Annotated in this window: 26 protein-coding genes and 1 tRNA gene; 17 read left to right on the top strand and 10 right to left on the bottom strand. The window is 74.4% G+C overall.

Features of this window, described 5'->3' with window-relative positions; genetic code table 11:
- The first annotated feature begins 41 nt into the window (after positions 1–41).
- Positions 42–656: a hypothetical protein gene (locus BLS70_RS06235; protein ID WP_176946308.1), complete on the top strand. Its 615-nt coding sequence runs from the start codon at positions 42–44 to the stop codon at positions 654–656.
- Positions 657–790: 134 nt separating this feature from the next.
- On the opposite strand, the gene BLS70_RS06230 is transcribed toward BLS70_RS06235, so the two are convergent.
- Complete coding sequence (locus tag BLS70_RS06230) at positions 791–1480, bottom strand: UdgX family uracil-DNA binding protein (protein ID WP_091764743.1); 690 nt, start codon at positions 1478–1480, stop codon at positions 791–793.
- Positions 1481–1602: 122 nt separating this feature from the next.
- On the opposite strand from BLS70_RS06230, the gene BLS70_RS06225 reads away from it, so the two are divergent.
- From BLS70_RS06225 to BLS70_RS06205, 5 genes are all read left to right on the top strand, one after another.
- On the top strand, positions 1603–2517 hold the full coding sequence (locus tag BLS70_RS06225; RefSeq protein WP_091764742.1) for an ABC transporter ATP-binding protein: 915 nt from the start codon (positions 1603–1605) through the stop codon (positions 2515–2517).
- A complete protein-coding gene (locus BLS70_RS06220; protein WP_091764741.1) occupies positions 2514–3698 on the top strand; it encodes an ABC transporter permease in 1185 nt (394 codons plus the stop codon). Before BLS70_RS06225 ends, BLS70_RS06220 begins: the two co-directional genes overlap by 4 nt.
- Positions 3699–3736: 38 nt before the next feature.
- Positions 3737–4717 carry a TIGR03557 family F420-dependent LLM class oxidoreductase gene (locus tag BLS70_RS06215; protein WP_091764740.1) on the top strand — a complete coding sequence of 327 codons (981 nt, stop codon included), beginning with the start codon at positions 3737–3739 and terminating at the stop codon, positions 4715–4717.
- A gap of 104 nt (positions 4718–4821) precedes the next feature.
- Complete coding sequence (locus BLS70_RS06210; RefSeq protein WP_091764739.1) at positions 4822–5682, top strand: tetratricopeptide repeat protein; 861 nt, start codon at positions 4822–4824, stop codon at positions 5680–5682.
- Positions 5683–5734: 52 nt separating this feature from the next.
- On the top strand, positions 5735–6814 hold the full coding sequence (locus BLS70_RS06205) for an inositol monophosphatase family protein (RefSeq protein WP_255362262.1): 1080 nt from the start codon (positions 5735–5737) through the stop codon (positions 6812–6814).
- Positions 6815–6839: 25 nt separating this feature from the next.
- On the opposite strand, the gene BLS70_RS06200 is transcribed toward BLS70_RS06205, so the two are convergent.
- Complete coding sequence (locus tag BLS70_RS06200) at positions 6840–8240, bottom strand: FAD-dependent oxidoreductase (RefSeq protein WP_091764737.1); 1401 nt, start codon at positions 8238–8240, stop codon at positions 6840–6842.
- 83 nt (positions 8241–8323) lie between these two features.
- Between BLS70_RS06200 and BLS70_RS06195 the strand changes: the two genes are divergently transcribed.
- Positions 8324–8632 (top strand): putative quinol monooxygenase, encoded by a 309-nt coding sequence (locus BLS70_RS06195; protein WP_091764736.1) that lies wholly within the window; start codon positions 8324–8326, stop codon positions 8630–8632.
- Positions 8633–8654: 22 nt separating this feature from the next.
- On the opposite strand, the gene BLS70_RS06190 is transcribed toward BLS70_RS06195, so the two are convergent.
- Genes BLS70_RS06190 through BLS70_RS06180 form a run of 3 tightly spaced genes read right to left on the bottom strand, consistent with a single transcriptional unit; the run spans position 8655 to position 10708 of the window.
- Positions 8655–9503 (bottom strand): glycoside hydrolase family 25 domain-containing protein, encoded by an 849-nt coding sequence (locus BLS70_RS06190; protein ID WP_091764735.1) that lies wholly within the window; start codon positions 9501–9503, stop codon positions 8655–8657.
- Positions 9504–9543: 40 nt separating this feature from the next.
- Positions 9544–10353, bottom strand: a complete 810-nt coding sequence (locus tag BLS70_RS06185) for an Fpg/Nei family DNA glycosylase (RefSeq protein WP_091764734.1) — start codon at positions 10351–10353, stop codon at positions 9544–9546.
- A 34-nt stretch (positions 10354–10387) separates the two neighbouring features.
- Positions 10388–10708: a GNAT family N-acetyltransferase gene (locus BLS70_RS06180; RefSeq protein ID WP_091764733.1), complete on the bottom strand. Its 321-nt coding sequence runs from the start codon at positions 10706–10708 to the stop codon at positions 10388–10390.
- Between the two features lie 179 nt (positions 10709–10887).
- Between BLS70_RS06180 and BLS70_RS06175 the strand changes: the two genes are divergently transcribed.
- The 9 genes from BLS70_RS06175 to BLS70_RS06135 all read left to right on the top strand — a co-directional run bounded on the left by BLS70_RS06175 (position 10888) and on the right by BLS70_RS06135 (position 17994).
- Positions 10888–10963 (top strand) — tRNA-Arg (locus BLS70_RS06175).
- Positions 10964–11133: 170 nt separating this feature from the next.
- Positions 11134–12312, top strand: a complete 1179-nt coding sequence (locus BLS70_RS06170) for a serine hydrolase domain-containing protein (RefSeq protein WP_176946307.1) — start codon at positions 11134–11136, stop codon at positions 12310–12312.
- Positions 12313–12353: 41 nt separating this feature from the next.
- Positions 12354–12848, top strand: a complete 495-nt coding sequence (locus BLS70_RS06165) for a DUF4396 domain-containing protein (RefSeq protein WP_091764731.1) — start codon at positions 12354–12356, stop codon at positions 12846–12848.
- Positions 12849–13003: 155 nt separating this feature from the next.
- On the top strand, positions 13004–14389 hold the full coding sequence (locus BLS70_RS06160) for a hemolysin family protein (RefSeq protein WP_255362276.1): 1386 nt from the start codon (positions 13004–13006) through the stop codon (positions 14387–14389).
- Positions 14386–15399, top strand: a complete 1014-nt coding sequence (locus BLS70_RS06155) for a hemolysin family protein (RefSeq protein WP_091764729.1) — start codon at positions 14386–14388, stop codon at positions 15397–15399. Before BLS70_RS06160 ends, BLS70_RS06155 begins: the two co-directional genes overlap by 4 nt.
- Before the next feature lie 22 nt (positions 15400–15421).
- Positions 15422–15868: an SRPBCC family protein gene (locus BLS70_RS06150; RefSeq protein WP_091764728.1), complete on the top strand. Its 447-nt coding sequence runs from the start codon at positions 15422–15424 to the stop codon at positions 15866–15868.
- 38 nt (positions 15869–15906) lie between these two features.
- Positions 15907–16758 carry an NAD-dependent protein deacetylase gene (locus BLS70_RS06145; protein WP_176946306.1) on the top strand — a complete coding sequence of 284 codons (852 nt, stop codon included), beginning with the start codon at positions 15907–15909 and terminating at the stop codon, positions 16756–16758.
- Entirely contained in the window at positions 16755–17060 is a 306-nt protein-coding gene (locus BLS70_RS06140) for a biopolymer transporter Tol (protein WP_091764727.1), read from the top strand. The genes BLS70_RS06145 and BLS70_RS06140 overlap by 4 nt, the downstream gene beginning before the upstream one ends.
- A 31-nt stretch (positions 17061–17091) precedes the next feature.
- Complete coding sequence (locus BLS70_RS06135) at positions 17092–17994, top strand: MSMEG_6728 family protein (protein WP_091764726.1); 903 nt, start codon at positions 17092–17094, stop codon at positions 17992–17994.
- Positions 17995–18006: 12 nt separating this feature from the next.
- Here BLS70_RS06135 and BLS70_RS06130 read toward each other — a convergent pair whose 3' ends face one another.
- A complete protein-coding gene (locus BLS70_RS06130) occupies positions 18007–18414 on the bottom strand; it encodes a PaaI family thioesterase (RefSeq protein WP_255362261.1) in 408 nt (135 codons plus the stop codon).
- Positions 18411–18767, bottom strand: coding sequence for a VOC family protein (locus BLS70_RS06125; RefSeq protein WP_176946305.1), 357 nt, complete (start codon positions 18765–18767; stop codon positions 18411–18413). Before BLS70_RS06125 ends, BLS70_RS06130 begins: the two co-directional genes overlap by 4 nt.
- A 117-nt stretch (positions 18768–18884) precedes the next feature.
- Between BLS70_RS06125 and BLS70_RS06120 the strand changes: the two genes are divergently transcribed.
- Complete coding sequence (locus BLS70_RS06120; protein ID WP_218122300.1) at positions 18885–19583, top strand: YbaK/EbsC family protein; 699 nt, start codon at positions 18885–18887, stop codon at positions 19581–19583.
- Here BLS70_RS06120 and mscL read toward each other — a convergent pair.
- The 3 genes from mscL to BLS70_RS06105 form a co-directional block, all read right to left on the bottom strand.
- The gene (mscL, locus tag BLS70_RS06115) at positions 19580–20032 is read right to left on the bottom strand and encodes a large conductance mechanosensitive channel protein MscL (protein WP_218122299.1); all 453 of its coding nucleotides are present in this window, start codon (positions 20030–20032) and stop codon (positions 19580–19582) included. The two genes, BLS70_RS06120 and mscL, sit on opposite strands and share 4 nt — an antisense overlap.
- Before the next feature lie 39 nt (positions 20033–20071).
- Complete coding sequence (gene cpaB, locus BLS70_RS06110) at positions 20072–20689, bottom strand: Flp pilus assembly protein CpaB (RefSeq protein ID WP_091764885.1); 618 nt, start codon at positions 20687–20689, stop codon at positions 20072–20074.
- A gap of 91 nt (positions 20690–20780) precedes the next feature.
- Positions 20781–21098, bottom strand: a complete 318-nt coding sequence (locus BLS70_RS06105; RefSeq protein WP_091764724.1) for an FmdB family zinc ribbon protein — start codon at positions 21096–21098, stop codon at positions 20781–20783.
- Between the last annotated feature and the right edge of the window lie 133 nt (positions 21099–21231).

Raw genomic sequence — 21231 nt, 5'->3', positions numbered from 1 at the left:
AGGTGGCGTGGGTGTCGACAGGATTCAGGCTCGCCAGGGACGTGATCCACGTGCACGGGCAGCGCGGCGGAGAGGGGGCCTACCGCCCTCGAGGAGGTCCGGCGCAGGAGTACCAGAGCCTGCCCGCCGGGAGCTTCCTGCTCGCCTTCGCCACGGGGGAGTCCCTCGTCAAGGAAGCCGCGGAGCACCACGGGATCCGGAACGCCCGCCGCCAACCGATGGGTCTCGGGAGCGCCGGCCTGGTCGACGGTTTCGAGGAGCACGGGATCCCGCTGCGGGCGCGCGCCCGGGTCGTGCCCCAACCCGGGAGCCGTTCCGGTGTGCACCGGTGGCGGCTGCTGGAGGGGGCGAGCCTGGACGCGTACCTGCGCGACGCCTACGCGATCCGCAACGCCCTGGCGCACACCGGTTCGACGGTCGACGCCTCGCTGCGCTCGAGCTTCTTCCTGCGGGAGGGAGCAGTTCGACTGCGCTCCATGACCCTGATGCTGGCCGAAGGCCTCCTCCAGGCGGCACAGGACGTCGCGTTCCTGGCTGCCAGGAGCGCCGGGACGACGTCGTCCATCGCTTGGGAATGGGTGGAACCCGTGCGCAGCGGTGCGAGCCGGATGCCGGTGGGGCTCCGGACCCACCCCGACTTCCCGCTGCCCTCGTAGCGATGGCCAGTGGCGTCGCGCCGCGCTCCAGCCACAACTGCGGGGAAGTAGGGGGCGGGCGTCGCTCCTGGAGGCCAACTTCCCAGTAGTTGCGCCGCCGATAGTTGCGCCGCCGATAGTTGCGGCACCGATGCTCAGGCCAGGGCGGCGGCGACCACCTTCAGGTCGGTGACGAGCGCGTCGAAGGCAGCCTGCCGCGCCTCGTCGGGTGTGCGCAGGACCGCCGAGGGGTGCGTGGTGGCGAGGATCCAGGTCTGCGCCGGGGCGGCCTCGTCCGGCTCGTCGTCGTCGGCCTCGTCCACGACCGGTGGCGGCGGCAACCCCGGCAGGTCCCAGGGCATCAGCCGCCCGCGGTCCTGGGTGATGCGGAAGGACGGCGCGATGAGCGCCTTGGCCGCTGTCGCACCCAGGGCCACGACGACCTCGGGCCGGAGGACGGCGAGCTCGCTCTGCAGCCAGGGCGCGCAGGCGCGGAGGTGCTCCGCGCCCGGCGTCGCGTGGATGCGCCGCTTGCCCTTCACCGTGAAACGGAAGTGCTTCACCGCGTTGGTGATGTACGCGTCGCGGCGGTCGATGCCCGCGCCGGTCAGCGCGTCGTCCAGCAACCGCCCGGCGGGGCCCACGAACGGCTCGCCCTTCCGGTCCTCCTGGTCGCCGGGCTGCTCGCCGACGAAGACGATGCGCGCGGTGGGCGGGCCCTCGCCGAACACCGTCTGCGTCGCCGGCTCCCACAGCTCGCAGGCCCGGCAGCCGGCCGCCGCGGTCGCCAGGCCGTCCAGCCCCACGCCGGACGGCGGCCGCGCGATCCCGTTCCGCTCGCTCATGGACCGATGAGACAGCAGGCCGGCAGGGTGCGCGACCGCTCGGTGAACATCGGCCGCGGCGGCTCGGAACGGTCCGCCCGGCCCGATACGGTTTCGGACGACAACTTCCACGAGGAGGCGACGTGCTCGAGTTCGACGGGCTCCACAAGAGCTTCGGCGAGGTCCGGGTCCTGGAGGGCGTCGGGTTCACCGTCGCCCCGGGGTCGATGTTCGGTTTCTGCGGCTCCAACGGTGCCGGCAAGACGACCACCATGCGGATCGCCATGGGCCTGGTCCGGCCGGACGCCGGCGAGGTGCGCTGGCACGGCCGGCCGCTGGACCAGGCCTCCCGCCGCCGGGTCGGCTACATGCCGGAGGAACGCGGGCTCTACCCGAAGATGAAGGTCGGCGAGCAGGTCGCGTACTTCGCCCGGCTCCACGGCCTGGATGCCGCGGCCGCCACGAAGGCATCGGCGGACTGGGTGGAGCGCCTGGGACTCGGCCCGCGCCGCGACGAGCAGGTGGAGAAGCTGTCGCTGGGCAACCAGCAGCGCGTCCAGCTGGCCGCCGCGCTGGTCAGCCGCCCCGAGGTGCTGATCCTCGACGAGCCGTTCTCCGGGCTGGACCCGGTCGGCGTCGACTCGCTGGCCGACGCGCTGCTCGGGCAGGTGCGCGAGGGCGTCCCCGTGGTCTTCTCCAGCCACCAGCTCGACCTGGTCGAGCGGTTGTGCGACTCGGTGGGCATCCTCGCCCGCGGCCGGATGGTGGCCACCGGCACCGTCGAGGAGCTTCGCCGCCGCGAGGCCGGCCGGCTGCTGCGCGTCGTCGTCCCGGATGCCGCGCCGGGCTGGGCCGACGGGCTGGGTGGCGCCCGCGTGGTGTCCGAGCAGGCCGGCGACACCCTGCTCGAGCTGACACCGGACACCGACGACCAGTCGGTCCTGGGTGCGGCGCTGCGGACCGGCCGGGTGACCCACTTCGCCTGGCAGCAGCCCACGCTGGTCGAGCTGTTCCGCGGCGCCGTCGCCGCACCGAGCACCGAGGAGGTGGCGGCGTGACCGCCCCGCAGGACCTCTCCAGCAGCCAACTGGTCCGGCTGGTCGCCGGGCGCGAGGTGGCGACCCGCATCCGCGACAAGGGCTTCATCATCAGCTCGGTCGTGATCCTGCTGGTGATCGTCGCCGCGGTGGTCATCCAGGTGGTGACGGGCTCCGGGGACGAGGAGAGCCGGGTGGGTCTCGTCGGGGGCGACGCCTCGGTGGTGACCGCCCTGGAGGCTCAGGGCGAGGCGCTGGACGTCGACGTCGAGGTGGTCGAGCTCGGCGACGAGGCCGCCGCCCGGACGGCGGTCGACGACGAGGACGTCGACGGCGCGCTGCTCGTCGGGGATGACGCCGAGCTGCTCGTGCGGGAGTCCGCGGGCGGCACCCTCGAGGCGATCGTCCAGGGCGCGGTGGGCCAGCTCGCGATCACCGAGCAGCTGACCGAGGCGGGCATCAGCGAGCTGGACGTGCCGGAGGTCGCGGTGACGGCCCTGGACGCCGACGCCGCGGCCGACGGGCAGCGGGTCGCGGCCGCGGTCTTCGGCGTGGTGATCCTGTACAGCCTGCTGATCCTGTTCGGCCAGTTCATCGCCCAGGGCGTCGTCGAGGAGAAGTCCAGCCGGGTGGTCGAGCTGCTGCTGGCCACGATGCGCCCGTGGCAGCTCCTCGCCGGGAAGATCCTCGGCCTCGGGCTCCTGGCCCTCGGGCAGATCGTGACCATCGGCGTCGTCGCCGTGGTCGCGGCGCTGGCCTTCGACATCGTGGAGGTGCCCGGCGACCTGATCAGCACCGTCGCGATCGTGATCGCCTGGTTCGTGCTGGGCTACGCCTGGTACGCCGCGGTCTTCGCCGTCGCGGCCTCGCTGGTGAGCCGGCAGGAGGACCTGGCGACGGTCCTCATGCCGACGTCGATGGTGCTGATCGTCGCGTTCTTCATCGGCATCCAGGCCGCGTCGGACCCGGGCGGTCTGCTGGCCCGGGTCACCTCCTACATCCCCGGGCTGTCCCCGCTGGTGATGCCGGTGCGGCAGGCCGCGGGCGAGGTGGCGCTGTGGGAGATCGCGCTGGCGGTCGTGCTCATGGTGTTGGCCATCGTGCTCGTCGTCCGGCTGGGCGGGCGCATCTACTCGGGCGCCCTGCTCCGCACCGGCGGCAAGATCAAGATGCGGGAGGCGCTGGCCGCCGAACGCGCCTGAGGGGGATTGCCCGCCCGAGCTGCGGGTAGCCGCGCCGCATGGGCATGCAGCTGGGCTACACGATGATGACCGAGCAGGCCGGACCGAAGGACCTGGTCCGCCACGTGGTCGGCGCCGAGGAGGTCGGCTTCGACTTCGCGGTGAGCAGCGACCACTACTTCCCGTGGCTGGACGAGATGGGGCACTCGCCCAACGCGTGGGTCTCGCTCGGTGCCGTGGCGCAGGCCACGAGCCGCATCCCGCTCATGACCTACGTGACCTGCCCGATCTTCCGGTACCACCCGGCGGTGGTGGCGCAGCAGGCGGCGACGCTGCAGATCCTGTCCGACGGCCGCTTCACCCTCGGCCTGGGCGCCGGCGAGAACCTCAACGAGCACGTCGTCGGCGCCGGCTGGCCGCCGGCCGACGTCCGCCACGAGATGATCATGGAGGCGCTGCAGATCATCCGGGACCTGTTCGACGGCGAGGGCTACACCAACTTCCGCGGCGAGCACTTCGACGTCGAGTCGGCCAAGCTCTGGGACCTGCCGGAGAAGCGGGTGCCGATCGGGTTCGCGGCGGGCGGGAAGCAGGCGGCCACGATCGCCGGCGAGCTGGCCGACGTGCTGGTGGCGACCGACCCGCTGGCCGAGCTGGTGGATGCGTTCGAGACCGCCGGGGGAGCGGGCAAGCCGAAGATCGCGCAGATGCCGATCAGCTTCGGCACGGACAAGCCAGCGGCGGTCACCAGGGCCCACACGCTGTTCCGCTGGTTCGGCCTGGGCTGGAAGGTCAACGCCGAGCTGCCGGGGACGGCGGCCTTCGACGCGGCCAGCCAGTTCGTCCGCGAGGAGGACGTCGAGAGCAGCATCCCGTGCGGGGACGACGTCGCGGCGGTGATCGAGGGGGCCAGGGAGTACGCCGACGCGGGCTTCACCCACCTGGCCCTCGTCCAGATCGGCGGCGATCAGCAGGAGCCCTACCTCGAGTGGACCCGCAGCACGCTCCTGCCGGCGTGGCGGGAGGCGTTCGGCAGCTGACTCGCCTCTCACCCGCCCATGACCCGCCCGTGACCCTCCCGTTGGGGTGAGGTCACCCCTGCGGGCGGCGCGCGGAAGCCCGGACGCCCCCGAAGATCGGCGGCATGACCGAGGACCTCGACAGGCGCCTCCGGCGGCTGCGGGCCTCCGGGGACGGCGACGCACTGGTCGACCTCGGCTGCGACCTCGCCGACGCCGGCCGCCACGCGGACGCCGAGGCGTGCTTCCGCCGCGCCGCGGAGGCCGGTGACACCGTCGCCTCGTTCAACCTCGGGAACGCGCTCGCCGCGCAGGGTCGGTGGCAGGAGGCGGTCGACGCCTACGAGGTGGCCCTGGCCGGTGGCGAGGCCGACGCCTGGCGCAACCTGGGCCTCGTGCTCGAGGACCTCGGCGACCTGGCCGGCGCCATGCGGGCCTACCGCGGCGCCGTCGACGCCGGTGACCTCGAGGGCGGCCTGCAGCTGGCGTTCCTGCTCCGCGAGCAGGGCGAGCGCGAGGAGGCCCTCGCCGTCGCCGAGGAGATCGCCGCGGCCGGCGACCCCGAGGCGGCCGGCGTCGTCGCCTGCTGGAGGTTCTGCACGACCCTGGACCCGGCGCTCGAGGACGACCTGCGCGCCGGTGCCGACCACTTCCCGGCGGCGCGCACCGACCTGGCGCACCTGCTGCGCGAGAGCGGCCGGGGTGTCGAGGCGCGGGCGGTGCTCGAGCGCGGCGCCAAGCTCGGCGAGCAGGTGGCCTGGCTGCCCCTGGGCAACCTCTACCGGGAGGACCTCGAGGACGAGGAGGCCGCCGAGGAGGCGTTCCGCGCGGGCATCGCCGCCGGCGACGTCTACTGCCACCAGAACCTGGCCGTGCTGCTGGCCGACCGCGGCGACTTCGACGGCGCGGTCGAGCAGTTCCGGCTCGGCGCCGAGGCCGGTGACCAGCTGGCCGCGCAGACGCTGCGCGGGCTCGAACTGGGCTGAGCCGCCCACGCCCCGGTACGGATCCGTTCCGGTGGTGTCGGATACTGGCGACGTGACCTCGGCCACTCCCGCGCTCCGGACCGCGACGCGTCCCGACCTCGGGGCAGTGGCCGACGCGCTGGGGCTCCCGGCGCCGGCACTCGCCCCCGCGATCGTCGAGCCCGACGCCCGGGTGCTGATCGGCAGCGAGGGGCAGGTCGTGCTGCTGCGCCGGCGGTGGGCCCACGACGCGACCGCCGAGGCCGTCGTCGTGCGCCGGACCGGCGTCCCCCTGGACCATCCCGACGTCCTCGCCGCGGCCGCCGACTGGGGGTGCGACCGCGTGCGACACCTGGCCAACGACCGGTGCGTAGCGGTGCCGGCCCTGCCGGAGTCGGCTCCGCTGGCGGTCCGGTTCGCCCACCTCGCGGCGCTGGCGGCCACCCGGGTGGAGACGGCCGTGGCCCTGGCCCGGGACGTCGGCGGCACGCGCACGAAGGACGACGGCAGCCCGGGGGTGGCCGCGGACGACGCCGCGCACGCCGCGGCGGTCGAGGTGCTCGCCGCGCTGGGGGTGCCGGTGCTCAGCGAGGAGAGCGCCGACCGGCAGGTGCCCGACGGCATGCCGTGGATCGTCATCGACCCCCTCGACGGGACCCGCAACTACCTGGCCGGTCTGCCGCCGTGGGCTTTCTCGGCCGCGCTGGTGCACCACGGCCGACCGGTCGCGGGCCTGGTCTGCGACCTCTCCTCGGGGCGGCGCTGGTCGGCCGACGAGGGCCGCGGGGCGGCGCGGGACGGCGTGCCGGTGCGCACGCGCGCGGGGAGCACCGTCGTCGTCCCCAGCGCGCCGAACGGTGGCTCGGTCGGGGTGCCCGGGGCCGCCCGGCGGGTGCGGATCACCGGCTGCACGGCGGTCGATCTGTGCCTGGTCGCCGACGGCGCGGCGGCGGCCTGGCACGACGTGGACCGCACCGGCACGCACGTGCACGACGTGGCCGGCGGGCTCGCCGTCCTGCTGGCCGCGGGCGGTGCGGCCCTCACCGCCGACGGCGCGCCGGTGGTGCTCGAGCCGGACACCGGCGCACGGATCCGCTTCGTCGCCGCCGCCGACGAGGCGTTGGCCCGCACCCTGCTCGACGCGGTCGCCTGACCCACTGCCTCGATCGGCCGCCGTCTCATGCGGTGGCGGCCCGGATCGCGGCGAGCAGGGCCTCGCGCTCGTGCATGGTGGTGCGCGCCCGGCCTCGGCTGGCGCCGAGCGCGACCTCCGCGGCGTCGATCGCCCGCCAGTCCTCCAGGAGCACCGGCTGCGCCCCGCGCGCCTGCAGGGTGGTCACCAGGTCGTCGGTGCCACCGCGGACGGCCAGCGTGCCGTCGGCCGCGTCGGCCAGCAGGGCCTCCACCGTCTCGCGGGCGTCGTGCTTGTTGGTGCCCACGACGCCGCTGGGGCCGCGCTTGATCCACCCGGCGACGTACTCGCCGGGTGCGAGCTCCCCGTCGCGCAGCACCCGGCCGGTGCCGTCGTGCGGAACGGTGCCGCTGCGCTCGTCGACCGGCAGGCCGGGCAGCGGGGTGCCCCGGTAGCCCACGGAGCGGACGACCAGGTCGGCCGGCAGCACCTCGAGCTCCCCGGTGCCGACGGCGCGGCCGTCGCCGTCGACCGCGGTGCGCTCCACCTCCAGGCCGGTGACGCGGTCGTCGCCGAGGAGCCGCACCGGGCGGCTGTAGAAGCGCAGCCGCAGGGGGATCCGACCGGCCTCGAGCGCGTGCCCGGCCCAGCCGCGCAGCACGCCGAGGTTGCGCCCGACCACCCGGTCGGCGGCGGCGCGCTCCTCGGAGGCCGGGTCCAGCTCGAGGTCGGCCGGGTCGACCAGGACGGTCGCGGCGGTCATGTCGTCCAGCTCGCGCAGCTCCTGGGTGGTGAAGCTGGCCTGCGCGGGACCGCGGCGGCCCAGCACCGTCACCTGCTCGACCGGTGCGGCGGCCAGCGCGTCCAGGACGTGCTGCGGCATGTCGGTCGGCTCGAGCTCCTCGGGCGCGCGGGCCAGGACCCGCGCCACGTCGAGGGCGACGTTCCCGACGCCGACGACGACGACCGACCGGGCGTCGGCCAGCGCGGACTCGACCCGCTTCCGGTCGACGTCGGGATGCCCGGTGTACCAGGCGACGACGTCGGTGGCCGCGAGGCTGCCGGGGAGGTCCTCGCCCTCGATGCCCAGCCGGCGGTCCAGCGCCGCGCCGTAGGTGTAGACGACGGCGTCGACGTGGGCGCGCAGCTCCTCCAGGGAGAGGTCGACGCCGATGTCCACGTTGCCGACGAAGCGGACCAGCGGCTGGTCGAGGCTGCGGTGCAGGGTCTCCCGGATGGCCCGCATCTTCGGGTGGTCGGGCGCGATGCCGTGCCGGACCAGGCCGAACGGGGTGGGCAGCCGGTCGATGAGGTCGATGGCCACCGGGACGTCGTCCTGACGGGTCAGCGCGTCGGCGGCGAAGATGCCCGCCGGACCGGCACCGATGATCGCCACTCGGAGGGGGCGGCGCTCGGACGGGGGAGCGGCGGAGCCGTCGGCGACCATGACTGGCATCCTGACCCCGCCGGGGGCGCTCCACCAGAGCGCGCGCCCGGTTTCCCGTCATCGTCGCTCGAGGAGGCCCCTCCATGTCCATCGTCGTCGTCGCCACCCTCACCCCCAAGCCCGATGCGGTCGACGCCGTGCGAGAGGCGCTGCTGGCCGCCGTCCCGAAGGTGCACGAGGAGCCCGGCTGCGAGCGCTACGCCCTGCACGAGGCCGACGGCGTCTTCGTCTTCGTGGAGCGGTGGGAGAGTGCCGAGGCGATGAAGGTGCACGGCAAGGCGGAGCCGCTGGCCACCCTGGGCGCCGCCCTGGCCGGCAAGCTCGCCGCCGCCCCGGACATCCGCCGGCTCACCCCACTGCCGGCCGGCGACGCCGACAAGGGCGCCGTCTGACCCGAGTGCGGGCCCGGCGTCCTCAGCCGCAGGAGTGGTTGCGGTCGAGGTCGTCGGGGACGTACTGGGTCAGGTCGACCCGGCCTCGGGGCACCAGCGGGGGCAGCTCGCAGGCCGCGACGGCCTGTGCGACGGTCACCGACCCGGCCAGCCAGCTGGGCAGTCCGGCGAGGGGGCTGTCGGACGGCACGGAGCCGACGATCTCCGCCCACTGCTGACCCGTGGAGTACAGGCCGACGTCCGCGCCGCGGAAGTCCAGGTAGGCGGTCATGCCCTCGAGCGTCGCCCGGTTGCGCGCCAGGGCGTCGTCCGACCCCGACTGCCAGGTGTTCATCGTCTCGACGTCGAGCCACCATCGGTAGCTGGACGCGAGGCTGTCCACCCCGGCGTCCCGCGCGGCCGGCAGGAAGAACTCGGTGACGCTGTCGCGGGTCCGCTCCCACCCGTACCGCCACGAGCAGGCGGCCGTGTTGTCGCCGTCGCACTCGCCGTAGGGCGTCTCGCCGTCCGACGGCCAGGTGGTGACCAGGGACGAGACCTGGCCGGGGTTGGCGGTGTTCAGGTACAGCTGGACCACCGGCTGCTCGGGCACCGAGCCGTTGGACTCCCAGGCCCACTCCAGCTGCTCGGCCAGGCACGGGTTCGGGTCGGTGGTCCGCCCGCCGTTGACCCCGACGACGGCGAACGCGCGGGCGTCGGGCAGCTCGGCGTCGCACTGCGGGTGGGAGATGTCGACGCCGACCGGGCTGAGCGGGACGTCGAACTCGGTGGGGGCCGCGCCGGCGGGCGTCTGCCCCGCGAGGAGGGTCGCCGCAGCGGTCAGCGTCACGACAGCTGTCGCGCGCAGGCGTCCGCCCGTGTCCCCCGTCATGCACGCGACCGTACCGGGGAGGGGCCGTCCCGTGGAGGACTCAGACGGCCTGGCAGGTCGGGCACCAGTAGAGGTTGCGGCCGACCATGACCTCGGTGCGGACCTCGGTCCCGCAGATCCGGCACGGCAGGCTGGTGCGGCGGTAGACGTAGTGCGCGTCCTCCCGCCGTACCGCGCCGCTCCGGCGGGTGCGGTCCTCGGGCCGGGTGGTCACGATGCGCCCCATGCGGACGCCGGCCTTCATGAGCGTGACCAGGTCGGCCCACATCTGCGCCCACAGCGCCTCGTCGACGGCCCTGCCGGGACGGAACGGCGAGACCCGGTGCCGGAAGAGGATCTCGGCCCGGTAGACGTTGCCGACGCCGGCGAGGACGGACTGGTCCATGAGCAGCGCGCCGATCGCGGTGCGGCTGGCGGCGATGCGGCGGTGGGCGCGGCCGCCGTCGGCCCGCGGCCGCAGCGGATCGGGGCCGAGCCGGTCGAGGATCGCCGCGACCTCGGGGTCGGGCAGCACCTCGCAGGCGGTGGGGCCGCGCAGATCGGTCCACACCCCGAGGCCGTCGGGCCCGTCGGCCTCCCAGCGCATCCGGAGGGCGCCCTTCGCGGGCGGCGGCGCGCCGGTGCCCGTCAGGTACGTGCCGTACAGCCCGAGGTGCACGTGCAGGTGGTCGCTGCCGAAGCGGGCGAACAGGTGCTTGCCGTAGGAGAAGACCTCGTCGAGCACCCGTCCGTCGAGGAGTGCCGCGCCGGCCTCGAAGCGGCCCTGCGGGCTGGTGACGTGGACCGGGCGGCCGGCGAAGAGCGTGGACTGCTCCCGCGCCAGGCGGTACAGGGTGTGGCCCTCGGGCATCCGGGCAGCGTAGGTGGCGCGGTCGGCCGGCGCCTCAGCGGTCGGCGGTCTCCAGGCCGAAGTGCGGCCGGTCGTCGTCGGCGACGAGGTCCAGGAACTGCGGGTTCTGCAGGATGTGCCGGCGCACGAACGAGCAGTACGGGAGCACGGTCAGGCCGCGCTCGCGAGCGGCGGTGAGGACGCCGTCGACGAGCTTCGTACCGATGCCCTGGCCACCCATGGAGGGATCGACCTCGGTGTGCGGGAGCGTCATCTGGCCGTTGTCGACGTGGTAGCTGGCGAGTCCGACGACGCGCTCGCCCTGCCGGATCTCGAACCGTCCCCGCTCGGGGACGTCGACCACAGAGGTCTCCATTGCATCCACCTTCCGTCACCTCCGGCGCCGTTGCCGGAGCTCGACGTGTGCCCCAGAACGGTAACGCCTGGGAACCGCTTCGTCTCTCATCGATACGACGACTCGGGTCGGGCGGCGGTTCCCCGACCGCCACCGGATAGCCTCTGCGGCGCGGTCCCGAGCGCGCCCGGCGCGCCGAGGCCCCCGTAGCTCAGGGGATAGAGCATCGGTTTCCTAAACCGTGTGTCGCAGGTTCGAATCCTGCCGGGGGCACCAGCAGTGCCCCTACGGGCCGGCGGTCCGTCTCCTCCCGAGCGGCTCGCCCCCGGAGACCGGCGTCCCGGCTTCCGAGTGGCGCTGGGCGGTCGGGGCTCCTCCGTGCCATGGTGTCCCCGCTCAGGTCCGGCTCGGTCCCGGATCTGCCCCTCCACGGCGAAAGAGGCATCGTGACCTCCACCCGCACCCGCACCCGCACCCGCGCCCTGCGCGCAACCGGCGCTCTCGTCCTGCTCGCGGCTGTCGTGGCCTCGGGGTGCACGAGCGACGAGCCGGCCCCGGCGGCGGAGACGCAGCAGGCCGACGCCCGCGAGTACGACTTCTCGGAGGTCGATCCGATCGTCGAGGCCTTCCTCGCCGAGAGCGGCCTGGATGGCGCCGGTCTGGTCGTCGTCGACGAGGACGCGGGGATCGTCGGCGAGCAGTACTTCGGCGACTTCGACGCCGACCGGGTCTCGCTCGTCGCCTCGGCGTCGAAGATGGTCACCGCCGGCGTCCTCGTGCGGCTCGCCGACCAGGGGGAGCTCGACCTCGACCAGCCGATCGCCGAGTACGTCGACTGGGCGGCGGGCCAGAACCCCGACGTCACCGTCGCCCAGCTGCTGTCCAGCAGCTCCGGCTTCGTGGGCCTGCTCCCGCAGCCGGCGTACGGGCCCTACGTCTGCCAGTTCCTGCCGACGGCGGAGATGGAGGACTGCGCGGCCACCGCCTGGACGACGCCCGACGACGACGCCGACATCGCGCCGCCCGACACCGAGTTCCGCTACGGCGGCGTGCAGTGGCAGATCGCCGGTGCCGTGGCCGAGACCGTGTCCGGGAAGAGCTGGTCGGAGCTGCTCGAGGAGACCTACATCGAGCCGTGCGGGGTCGAGTCCATGGGCTACAGCAACCACTGGACCGTCCTCGGCAGTGGCGGGTTCTCCTACCCGGCCGACTTCGACGGCGACACGAGCCTGCTGCCGGAGACCGAGAACCCCCACATGGAGGGCGGGCTCTTCATCGACCCGGTCGACTACGCCGAGCTCCTCCTCATGCACCTGCGGGACGGCCGGTGCGGCGACACGCAGGTCCTGGAGCCGGAGTCGGTCGAGCGGATGCACACCGACCGGATCGGCGAGGCGTACGACGGGGTGACGATGACCGGCACGGGCTACGGCTTCGGCTGGTGGGTCGAGCGCGACGGCAGCGAGCGCATCACCGACGCCGGCGCCTACGGGACCGTGCCGTGGCTCGACCTCGACGGCGGCTTCGGCGCCTACCTCGTGCTCGAGGCCGAGGCGCAGCTCGGCGGGCAGCTGGCGGCGCAGCTGTACGAGCCGGTCGAGGCCGCGGTGACGGCGGCTCGGTGACCCGAGGGAATATACCCCCCTGGGGTAGTGTTCCCGTCCGCATGGACCACTCCACGCACAGCGACCGACCGTCCGGTGCAGCCCTCACCCGGCTCGCGATCAGCGCCACGCTGCACTGCCTGACCGGCTGCGCCATCGGCGAGGTGCTCGGCATGGTCATCGGGACCGCGCTGGGCTGGTCGGACGCGCAGACGATCGTGCTCGCCGTCGCGCTGGCCTTCGTCTTCGGCTACGCGTTCACCATCGGCCCGGTCATGCGCTCCGGCCTGGCCCTGGGCGCCGCGATTCCGGTGGCGCTCGCGGCGGACACCGTGTCGATCACCGTCATGGAGATCGTGGACAACGCGGTCATGCTGCTGGTGCCCGGAGCGATGGACGCGGGACTGGGCAGCTGGCTCTTCTGGGGCGCGCTGGCCTTCGCGCTCGCCGTCGCCTTCGTCGTCACCGTCCCGGTCAACCGCTGGCTCATCGGCCGCGGCAAGGGACACGCCGTCGTCCACCGGTTCCACGACGGCGGCGACCACGCCCACCACTGATCCGGGGAATCCCGGAACGCGGCGCGGGTTTCGGCCGTTGGGTCCGGGGAGTGCCGCCGGACGGCGCACGCACCCTCGTCGAAGAGAGCCATGAGCACCAGTCACAGTCCCCGGGCCACGACTCCCTCCACCGGTGAGGGGGTGCGTGGCCGGTGATGGAAGTGCTCTCCCTCCTGCTGGGCGTGCTGGTCGTGCTCGCGATCACCGCGGTGACCGGCTACTTCGTGGCCCAGGAGTTCGCGTACATGGCGGTCGACCGGTCGGCGCTGACCGCCCGCGCCGCGGCCGGGGACGCCGCGGCCGACCGCGCGCTGACCGTGACCCGCCGCACCTCGTTCATGCTCTCCGGCGCGCAGCTGGGCATCACGGTCACCGGCCTGCTGGTCGGCTACGTCGCCGAGCCGCTGATCGGGGAGTCCATCGGCGCGCTGCTGGGCGGCGTCGCCGTCCCGGCCGGGGTGGCCGTCGGCGGCGGCGCGGTCCTGGCGCTGCTGTTCTCCACCCTGGTGCAGATGCTGTTCGGGGAACTCTTCCCCAAGAACCTGGCGATCGCCAGGCCAGAGCCGGTGGCGCTCTGGCTGGCGACGTCGACCGTGCTCTACCTCCGGCTGTTCGGCTGGCTGGTGCGCGTCTTCGACCAGGCGTCGAACCTGCTCCTCAAGGCGCTGCGGATCGAGCCCGTGCACGACGTCGAGCACGCCGCCACGGCCCGCGACCTCGAGCACATCCTGGAGGAGTCGCGGGAGAGCGGGAACCTGCCGGCCGAGCTGTCGATGATGCTCGACCGGATCCTCGACTTCCCGAACCGCGACGTCGAGCACGCGATGATCCCGCGGCCGCGGGTGGGCACCGTGGCCACCACCGACACCGTCGGCGAGCTGCGCGAGCTGATGGCTCAGGGTCACTCCCGCTACCCGGTGCTGGACACCGACAACGGGGACGTGGTCGCCGTCGCCCACCTGGCCGACCTGCTGACCACGACGGCGCCCGACGACGCGCCGGTGACGGCGGTGGCCCGCCCGTGCCTCGTCGTCTCCACCTTCACCTCGCTGCCCGACGCGCTGCGCGAGCTGGCCGACTCGGGGAACCAGCTCGCCTGCGTCATCGACGAGTACGGCGGCTTCGCCGGTGTCATCACGCTGGAGGACCTCGCCGAGGAGCTGGTCGGGGAGATCACCGACGAGCACGACGACGAGGATCCCGCCTACGTGCCGGTCGAGGGCGACGGCATCTGGGAGATGGCCGGCGACGTCCACGTCGACGAGGTCGAGCGGGCCCTGGCCGTCGACCTGCCCCGCGGGGACTACGAGACCATCGCCGGCCTGGTCATCGCCGCAGCCGGCACCCTGCCCGAGCCGGGCACCCGCCTCACGATCGAGCTGCCGCCGGACCCGGGCGACCTGGTGCACGCCGACGACCCGGAGCCGCGGCTGCTCAGCGTCGAGGTGCTGGACGTGGAGCGGCACGTGCCCGCGCGCGTCCGGCTGGAGCTGCCCGACCGGGCGGCCGGCGTCGTCGGCACCGAGGAGACCCCCCGATGAGCCCCTGGATGGTCGTCGCCGCGACCGGCGCGATCGTGGCGCTGAGCGCGTTCTTCGTCGCGGTGGAGTTCGCCGCGCTCGCGGCCAAGCGGCACCGGCTGGAGGAGGCCGCACCCGACAGCCGCGCGGCCCGCGCCGCGCTGCGCAACTCCGCCGAGCTCACCCTGCTGCTGGCCGGCTCGCAGCTGGGCATCACCGCGGCCACGCTGGCCCTCGGTGCGATCAGCAAGCCGGCCGTGCACCACTGGCTGACGCCGGTGTTCGACGACTGGGGGCTCCCGCCGGTGGCCGCCGACGTCGCCGGGTTCGTCCTGGCCCTGCTGATCGTCACGTTCATCCACCTGGTGGTGGGGGAGATGGCGCCGAAGTCGTGGGCGATCGCCCACCCCGAGCGCTCGGCCACCCTCCTCGCGCTGCCGATGCGCGCGTTCATGGCCCTGTTCCGGCCGGTGCTGCGGGCGCTGAACGCCGCGGCGAACCGGCTGCTGCGGTGGGCCGGCGTGGACGCGGTCGACGAGCTCGCCGTGGGCCACAGCCCCGACGCGCTGCGGCACCTGGTGGAGCACTCGGCGAACGTCGGAGCGCTCGACGCGTCGTTCTCCGAGCAGATCTCCGGCGTGCTGCAGCTCGAGCAGCTGACGGTGCGCGAACTGGTCGACCCGGGCGAGGCGCTCGCCGCGGTACCGGTCGACGCCACCGCCGGCGACGTCCGCGCGGCCACCCGGCGCACCGGCCATCTGCGCATCCTCACCCGCGACGGCGAGCGGATCGTCGGGGTCGTGCACGTCCGCGACACCCTGGCCGCGCCCGACGACGCCCCGGTGTCCGGGTTCGCCCGGCCGGTGTTCGGTCTGGACGCCGGCACCACCGTGCACGCGGCTCTCAAGGCCATGCGCGAGACGCGCAACCACCTCGCCCTCGTCACGGCCGATGGTGGCGTCGTGGGCGTCATCACGCTGGCCGACGTGCTGCGCCGGCTCTTCCCGCAGGGCGAGGTGACGGCCGCCTGACCGCGCGGGGGAAGATGACCTCATGAGCCAGGTCGTCGTCCACGCCGAGAAGATCATCTCCGCATCCGCCGAGCAGGTGAGCCAGGCGCTGGCCGACTACGAGACGGTCCGACCGCGGATCCTGCCCGTGCAGTTCAGCGAGTACCGCGTCGACAGCGGCGGCCACGGCGCCGGCACCGTCGTGCACTGGAGGTTCGCCGCGACCTCCAAGCGCGTCCGCGACCAGCTGATCGACGTCACCGAGCCCGCGCTCGGCACCCTGGTGGAGACCGACCGGAACTCCTCGATGGTCACCACCTGGACGGTGCTGGCCGAGGGCACCGGCGGCTCCACCGTGAAGGTGCGGACGACGTGGGACGGCGCCGGCGGTATCGGCGGCTTCTTCGAGCGCACCTTCGCGCCCAAGGGCCTGGGTCGGGTCTACGTCGATCTCCTGCACCGCCTCGACGCGGAGCTCGCCGCCGGCTGATCCGGGCGCGGGCGCCGATCCGCAGGGACCATGGGCGGGTGACCCTCGCACCGTCCGCCGCGACCGGCACCGCGCTGGACGCCCTGGCCGACCTGGTGGCCGACGGCGACGTCGTCGTCCTCTCCGGCGCCGGCCTGTCCACCGACTCGGGCATCCCGGACTACCGCGGCGCCACCGGCAGCCTCCGCCGGCACACGCCGATGACCTACCAGACCTTCACCCGCGACCCGCGCGGCCGGCACCGCTACTGGGCGCGCAGCTTCGTCGGCTGGCGGCAGATGCGGGCGGCCCGCCCGAACGACGGGCACCGGGCCGTGGCCGAGCTGCAGGGCGCCGGGTTGCTCGCCGGGCTGATCACCCAGAACGTCGACGGGCTGCACCAGGCCGGGGGAGCCCGCGACGTCGTCGAGCTGCACGGCGGGCTCGACCGGACGGTGTGCCTCGGGTGCGGGGACGTCGCCGGCCGGGAGGCGCTCGACGAGCGGCTGCGCGCGGTCAACCCGGACTTCGGGCCGCGGGCCGACGAGATCAACCCCGACGGCGACGCCGAGCTGCCCGACGAGGTCCTCGACGGGTTCACGATGGTGGGCTGCCTGGCGTGCGGGGAGGACCTGCTCAAGCCCGACGTCGTCTTCTTCGGGGAGACGGTGCCCCGCGACCGCGTGGACCACTGCTTCTCGCTGGTCGACCGGGCCGGCAGCCTGCTGGTGCTCGGCTCGTCCCTGACGGTGATGAGCGGCTACCGGTTCGTCCTGCACGCGGCGAAACTGGGCGTCCCGGTGGCGATCTGCACCGTGGGGCCCACCCGGGGCGACGCCCGGGCCGACGTCCGGGTCGACGCGCCGCTGGGCGAGGTGCTGCCGGCGCTGGCCGCGCGCCTGGCCGGATGACCCGCGAGGTAGAGCGCACCGACGACGGCCGGTACGTCGTCGTCGACGGACGGCGCTGGCGGACGGCGGACCCGGCGCTGCCGGACGACGTGCGCGCGCAGCTGCTGCACCACCTCGGCGTCGGTCGCTCCGGAGTGCGGCGGGCGTCGGCGGCCGGGGACGACGCCGCGGTGGCCGCCGCCCGGGCGCGGGTGCAGCTGGCGAAGACCGGGCTGGGGGAGCGCGGCACCGCCTGGTGGGAGCAGTCCGACGCGGAGCGGGAGGAGCGCTGGGAGACCGCGCTCCGCGATCTCGACGGTTGATCCCGCGGCCGCAGGGGCAGCATCGGGAGCGATGCAGACCTTCCTGCCGGTTGCCGACTTCACCGAGTCCGCCCGTCTCCTGGACAACCCGCGGCTCGGCAAGCAGCGCGTGGAGTGCCTGCAGGTCCTGCGCGCGCTGGAGCTGCCCGACTACGGCTGGGCCAACCACCCGGTGGTCGCCATGTGGCGCGGCCACACCGCGGGGCTGGTCGTCTACTCGCTGGCGATGGTCCGCGTCTGGCGGGAGCGCGGCTTCGCCGACACCACCGAGACGCTCATCACCGAGTTCGCCCCGGACGCCGCGGCGATGACGCAGGCGGAGGCGGCCGCCGCCGGGCTGCTCCCCAGCTGGGTCGGCGACGAGGAGCTGCACCTCTCCCACCGGTCCAATCTGCTGGCCAAGGACCCGGACTTCTACCGCCCCCGCTTCCCCGGGGACCCCGACGACCTGCCGTACAAGTGGCCCGGCTCCGACGACGTGCCGCCGTCACCGGCCCCCGAGGGCGTCGGCGTGTGGGTCGTGCGGCCGCGGGCGCACAACGAGCTGGGTGCCTGCCTGGCCGCCGGGGTGATCGGCCTGGGCACCCAGTCGGGCATCGACGTCGACGCGACGGGGCTCTCCCCGGAGGAGCTGCGGGTCCTCTCCAAAGAGCTCTCGGGGCGCCGGCCGGCCAAGGACCTCCGCCAGCTGTCGGCCTTCCTCGACGAGATGGCACCCGGCGACCGCGTCGCGCTGCCGATCGAGCACGGTGCCGGCCTGCTGCTGGGGGAGGTGGTCGGGGACTACCTCTTCCAGGGGCGGGAACTGCTGCCGCACCGGCGGCCGGCCCGCTGGGAGCGGGTGGTGCCGCGGTCGGCCGCGCTCCCGCCCGCCACGCTGCAGGACCCTCGTGCGCTCTTCCGCGTCGTCCTCGACGCTGCCGTCGTGGACTGATCGGGCGGTGGCCTAGCTGCCGGGCAGCGGCACGTTCTGCAGCCGCACCTGACCCCAGGCGACGAGCTTGCCGTCCCCGGCACGGGTCAGCGTCACCTGCCACAGCTGCTGGGTGCGGCCCTGCTGCACCGGCTCGGCGACGACGTCCACCCGCCCCTCGACCATCGAGCGGATGAAGTCCGTGTTGTTGTTGACGCCGACGGAGAACTGACCCTGGTCCTGCACCGCCCTGCTGGCGCCGATGCTGGCCGCGGTCTCGACGATGGCGCAGTAGACGCCGCCGTGGACGACGCCCCACGGGGTGTGCTGCTCCGGGCCGAACTCCGCGGTGCCGGTCACGCGGGTGCCGCTCGCCTCGCCCGTCCGGAAGCCCATGGCGGCCACGAAGGCGGGCGGGGTCGGCGGCTGGTCGGCGCTCACGCGTCCCACACCAGGCAGAAGGGGTGGCCGACCGGGTCGGCGTACACGCGGAAGTCCCCGCCCTCACCGGGCAGCCGGCGAGCGCCGAGGGCGAGCACCTTCGGCTCGGCCTCGGCGATGTCGGCCACGCGGATGTCGAGGTGGAACTGCTGCGGCCGCTCCGGATCGGGCCAGTCCGGCGGTCGCAGGTCCGGAGCCTGCTGGAAGGCGATGCGGTAGCCCGCACCGGTCACCACCACCCAGTCGTCCCCGGGCTCGCCCTTCACCTCCATCCCCAGCAGGTCGGCGTAGAAGCGCGCGAGGGCGTGCGCGTCGGGCGCGTCGATCACGACGGAGTGCAGCTGACCGATCATGGCGCCCATCCTGGCGTCCGGACCGGACGGTCTCCAGCCGGTTCCCGGCCGTGGACCGCGCCGATCGGGCCACCACCCCCGCTGCGGCGCCTCGACGGTGTGGCGCAGGATCGGTCCGTGGCCCCCACCCCGCCCGTTCTGGGCTCACTGACCTGGCTGCCCGCCGCCGAGCACCCCGAGCTGCTCGGCGCCCCGGTGGCGGCCGCGCTGTCCCAGCTCGCCGGCCCGGCATGGGTGGCCGGGATCGACGACGAGCTGGCCGACACCGCAGCCTTCACCGAGGCCTACGGCGTGCCGCTCGAGGCGTCGGCGAACTGCGTGGTGGTGGCGGCCCGCCGCGCAGGGCAGACCACGCTGGCCGCCTGTCTGGTGCTGGCCACCACCCGCGCCGACGTCAACGGGCTGGCCCGTCGGCACCTCGGCGCCCGGAAGGCGTCGTTCGCACCGCAGGACGTGGCCGTGGCCGAGAGCGGGATGGCCTACGGCGGCATCACGCCCGTGGGGCTGCCGACGTCGTGGCCGGTGCTGGTCGACGCCGCCGTGGCGGCCGCCGACCTCGTGGTGATCGGCTCGGGCACCCGCGGGAGCAAGCTCGCCGTCCCCGGCGCGGTGCTGGCCGCCCTGCCGTCGGCGGAGGTGCTCGACGGGCTCGGGCAGCCGCTGGCCGACGAGGCCCCGCCTGCTCCGGCGCCGCAGGCGGCTCCCCGGCGGGCGCGTGACGACAGCGACGTGGGCTGGGGCGAGCGCCCGGCCGAGCTCTCCGACAGCGACCGGCGCTACCTGGAGGACCGGCCGCCGCACTGGGGCAGCGACTAGCGGCCCTCGTGCAGGGGCCCGCCGCGAGCTTGCGAGTGGTGGGGGGCAAGAGGGTCCTTCTTCTGCTGCTGGGCGCGCAGCAGGTCGCGGATCTCGACGAGCAGCTCGACCTGGGTGGGTGCCGCCGGACCGGGCTCCTCGCCTGCGGCGCGCCGCTCCATCAGCCTCTTCATCGGGGTGACGACCACGAAGTAGACGACCGCCGCGGTCAGCACGAACGTGATCAGCTGGTTGACGAAGCTGCCCCACGTGAACTTCTGCCGGTCGACCTCGAACACACCGCCGTCGACGCCGCCGCCGCCCACGAGCCCGATGAGTGGCTCGAGGAAGGAGGTGGTGAACGAGGTGACCACCGCGGTGAAGGCGGCGCCGATGACGACGGCGACGGCGAGGTCGACGACGTTGCCGCGGAGCAGGAAGTCCTTGAAGCCCTTGATCATGCGCGCCATCCAACATCGTGCGGCCGCGCCGGACGAGGACGCAGGGGCTCAGGGCGGCGGCAGGCTCACGGTGAGCGTCGCGGTGGTCGCGGCTGCGGCGAGCCGCGCGGCGGTGGCGTCGTCCACGGCCACCAGCAGCAGCCCCGCGGTGGGGTCGTCGCCGGACCCGCCGGCGGCCAGCACCCGCGCGCCCGGTGCGAGCGTCTCGGCCCGACCGGCGCCGGGCTCGGTGGCGAGCACGTCGACCCGGTCGCCGGTGCGCACGAGCCCGGCCACGGCGAGGTCCGCGAGCCGCACCGGGGCCGCGACCTGCCCGTCGGGCAGGAGGCTGGTCAGGCCGGGGCCGACCAACCGGGTGTCGGTGATCGGCTCGCCGGCCCGCACCGCGCCGGCGAGCACCCGGCCGACCAGCAGGTCCGGCTCGGCGACCACCCCGCCCGGGGCGGTTCCCGGCGGGTAGTGGCCGAGCGCCAGGTCAGCGGCGGCGAGAGCCCGGCCGGCGTCCAGCGAACGCGCCGCGACCACCACCGGCTGCAACTGCGGTGCCGCCGCGTCGGCGGCCGGGCCCGGGCGCAGCGCCATCACCAGCGCGACCGCCGCCAGCAGGGCGGCGGCGGCCCGGCGGGCCAGGAGCGCGGGGGAGCGGGGACGGCGGATGCGCGGCATGCGCCGAGCCTGGTCGGCGGGCCGGCCCGGCAGGGCCGGGGCCGGGGAGTTGTGGACGCGCCCGCCGGTTGTGGACGGGCCCACCCCTCGTTCAGTTGGCGGCCTTGGCCCCGCTGCCGGAGGTCGAGGCCGGCTTGCTGGCGGCCGGGGCCGCCGGGGTGGAGGCGGACGATGAGCTGTCCGACGACGAGGTGCTCGACGACGCGCTCTCCGAGGCGGTGGAGGTCTTGCGGCTGTCGGTCCGGTAGAAGCCCGAGCCCTTGAAGACGACGCCGACGGAGCCGTAGACCTTGCGCACCGGCGCACCGCACTCGGGGCACTCGGTGATCGCTGCGTCGGTGAACGACTGCACCACCTCGAACTCGTGCTTCCCCTCGGGGTTGGTGCAGGCGTACTGGTAGGTGGGCACGGTGCTGGGCTCCCTGGTCGAGCGGAGGTGGGTTCCGGGCTGGCACTCTCGCCCGGCGACTGCCAATGATGCGCCATCCGGCCGCCGCCCGTCCACGACCGCCGGACAGCGTCACCTGTCTGCGGCCCCGGGG

The sequence above is a fragment of the Blastococcus aurantiacus genome (assembly GCF_900102425.1).
In the GTDB taxonomy this organism is placed as follows: domain Bacteria; phylum Actinomycetota; class Actinomycetes; order Mycobacteriales; family Geodermatophilaceae; genus Blastococcus; species Blastococcus aurantiacus.
This window is presented reverse-complemented; position numbering and strand designations above follow the sequence as displayed.

Coding starts and splice junctions, on each gene's coding strand:
- BLS70_RS06230 (WP_091764743.1), bottom strand. CDS start 1,480: ATGAGCGAGCGGAACGGGATCGCGCGGCCGCCGTCCGGCGTGGGGCTG.
- BLS70_RS06215 (WP_091764740.1), top strand. CDS start 3,737: ATGGGCATGCAGCTGGGCTACACGATGATGACCGAGCAGGCCGGACCG.
- BLS70_RS06210 (WP_091764739.1), top strand. CDS start 4,822: ATGACCGAGGACCTCGACAGGCGCCTCCGGCGGCTGCGGGCCTCCGGG.
- BLS70_RS06200 (WP_091764737.1), bottom strand. CDS start 8,240: ATGGTCGCCGACGGCTCCGCCGCTCCCCCGTCCGAGCGCCGCCCCCTC.
- BLS70_RS06195 (WP_091764736.1), top strand. CDS start 8,324: ATGTCCATCGTCGTCGTCGCCACCCTCACCCCCAAGCCCGATGCGGTC.
- BLS70_RS06190 (WP_091764735.1), bottom strand. CDS start 9,503: ATGACGGGGGACACGGGCGGACGCCTGCGCGCGACAGCTGTCGTGACG.
- BLS70_RS06185 (WP_091764734.1), bottom strand. CDS start 10,353: ATGCCCGAGGGCCACACCCTGTACCGCCTGGCGCGGGAGCAGTCCACG.
- BLS70_RS06180 (WP_091764733.1), bottom strand. CDS start 10,708: ATGGAGACCTCTGTGGTCGACGTCCCCGAGCGGGGACGGTTCGAGATC.
- BLS70_RS06165 (WP_091764731.1), top strand. CDS start 12,354: ATGGACCACTCCACGCACAGCGACCGACCGTCCGGTGCAGCCCTCACC.
- BLS70_RS06160 (WP_255362276.1), top strand. CDS start 13,004: ATGGAAGTGCTCTCCCTCCTGCTGGGCGTGCTGGTCGTGCTCGCGATC.
- BLS70_RS06155 (WP_091764729.1), top strand. CDS start 14,386: ATGAGCCCCTGGATGGTCGTCGCCGCGACCGGCGCGATCGTGGCGCTG.
- BLS70_RS06150 (WP_091764728.1), top strand. CDS start 15,422: ATGAGCCAGGTCGTCGTCCACGCCGAGAAGATCATCTCCGCATCCGCC.
- BLS70_RS06140 (WP_091764727.1), top strand. CDS start 16,755: ATGACCCGCGAGGTAGAGCGCACCGACGACGGCCGGTACGTCGTCGTC.
- BLS70_RS06135 (WP_091764726.1), top strand. CDS start 17,092: ATGCAGACCTTCCTGCCGGTTGCCGACTTCACCGAGTCCGCCCGTCTC.
- BLS70_RS06125 (WP_176946305.1), bottom strand. CDS start 18,767: ATGATCGGTCAGCTGCACTCCGTCGTGATCGACGCGCCCGACGCGCAC.
- mscL (WP_218122299.1), bottom strand. CDS start 20,032: ATGGCGCGCATGATCAAGGGCTTCAAGGACTTCCTGCTCCGCGGCAAC.
- cpaB (WP_091764885.1), bottom strand. CDS start 20,689: ATGCCGCGCATCCGCCGTCCCCGCTCCCCCGCGCTCCTGGCCCGCCGG.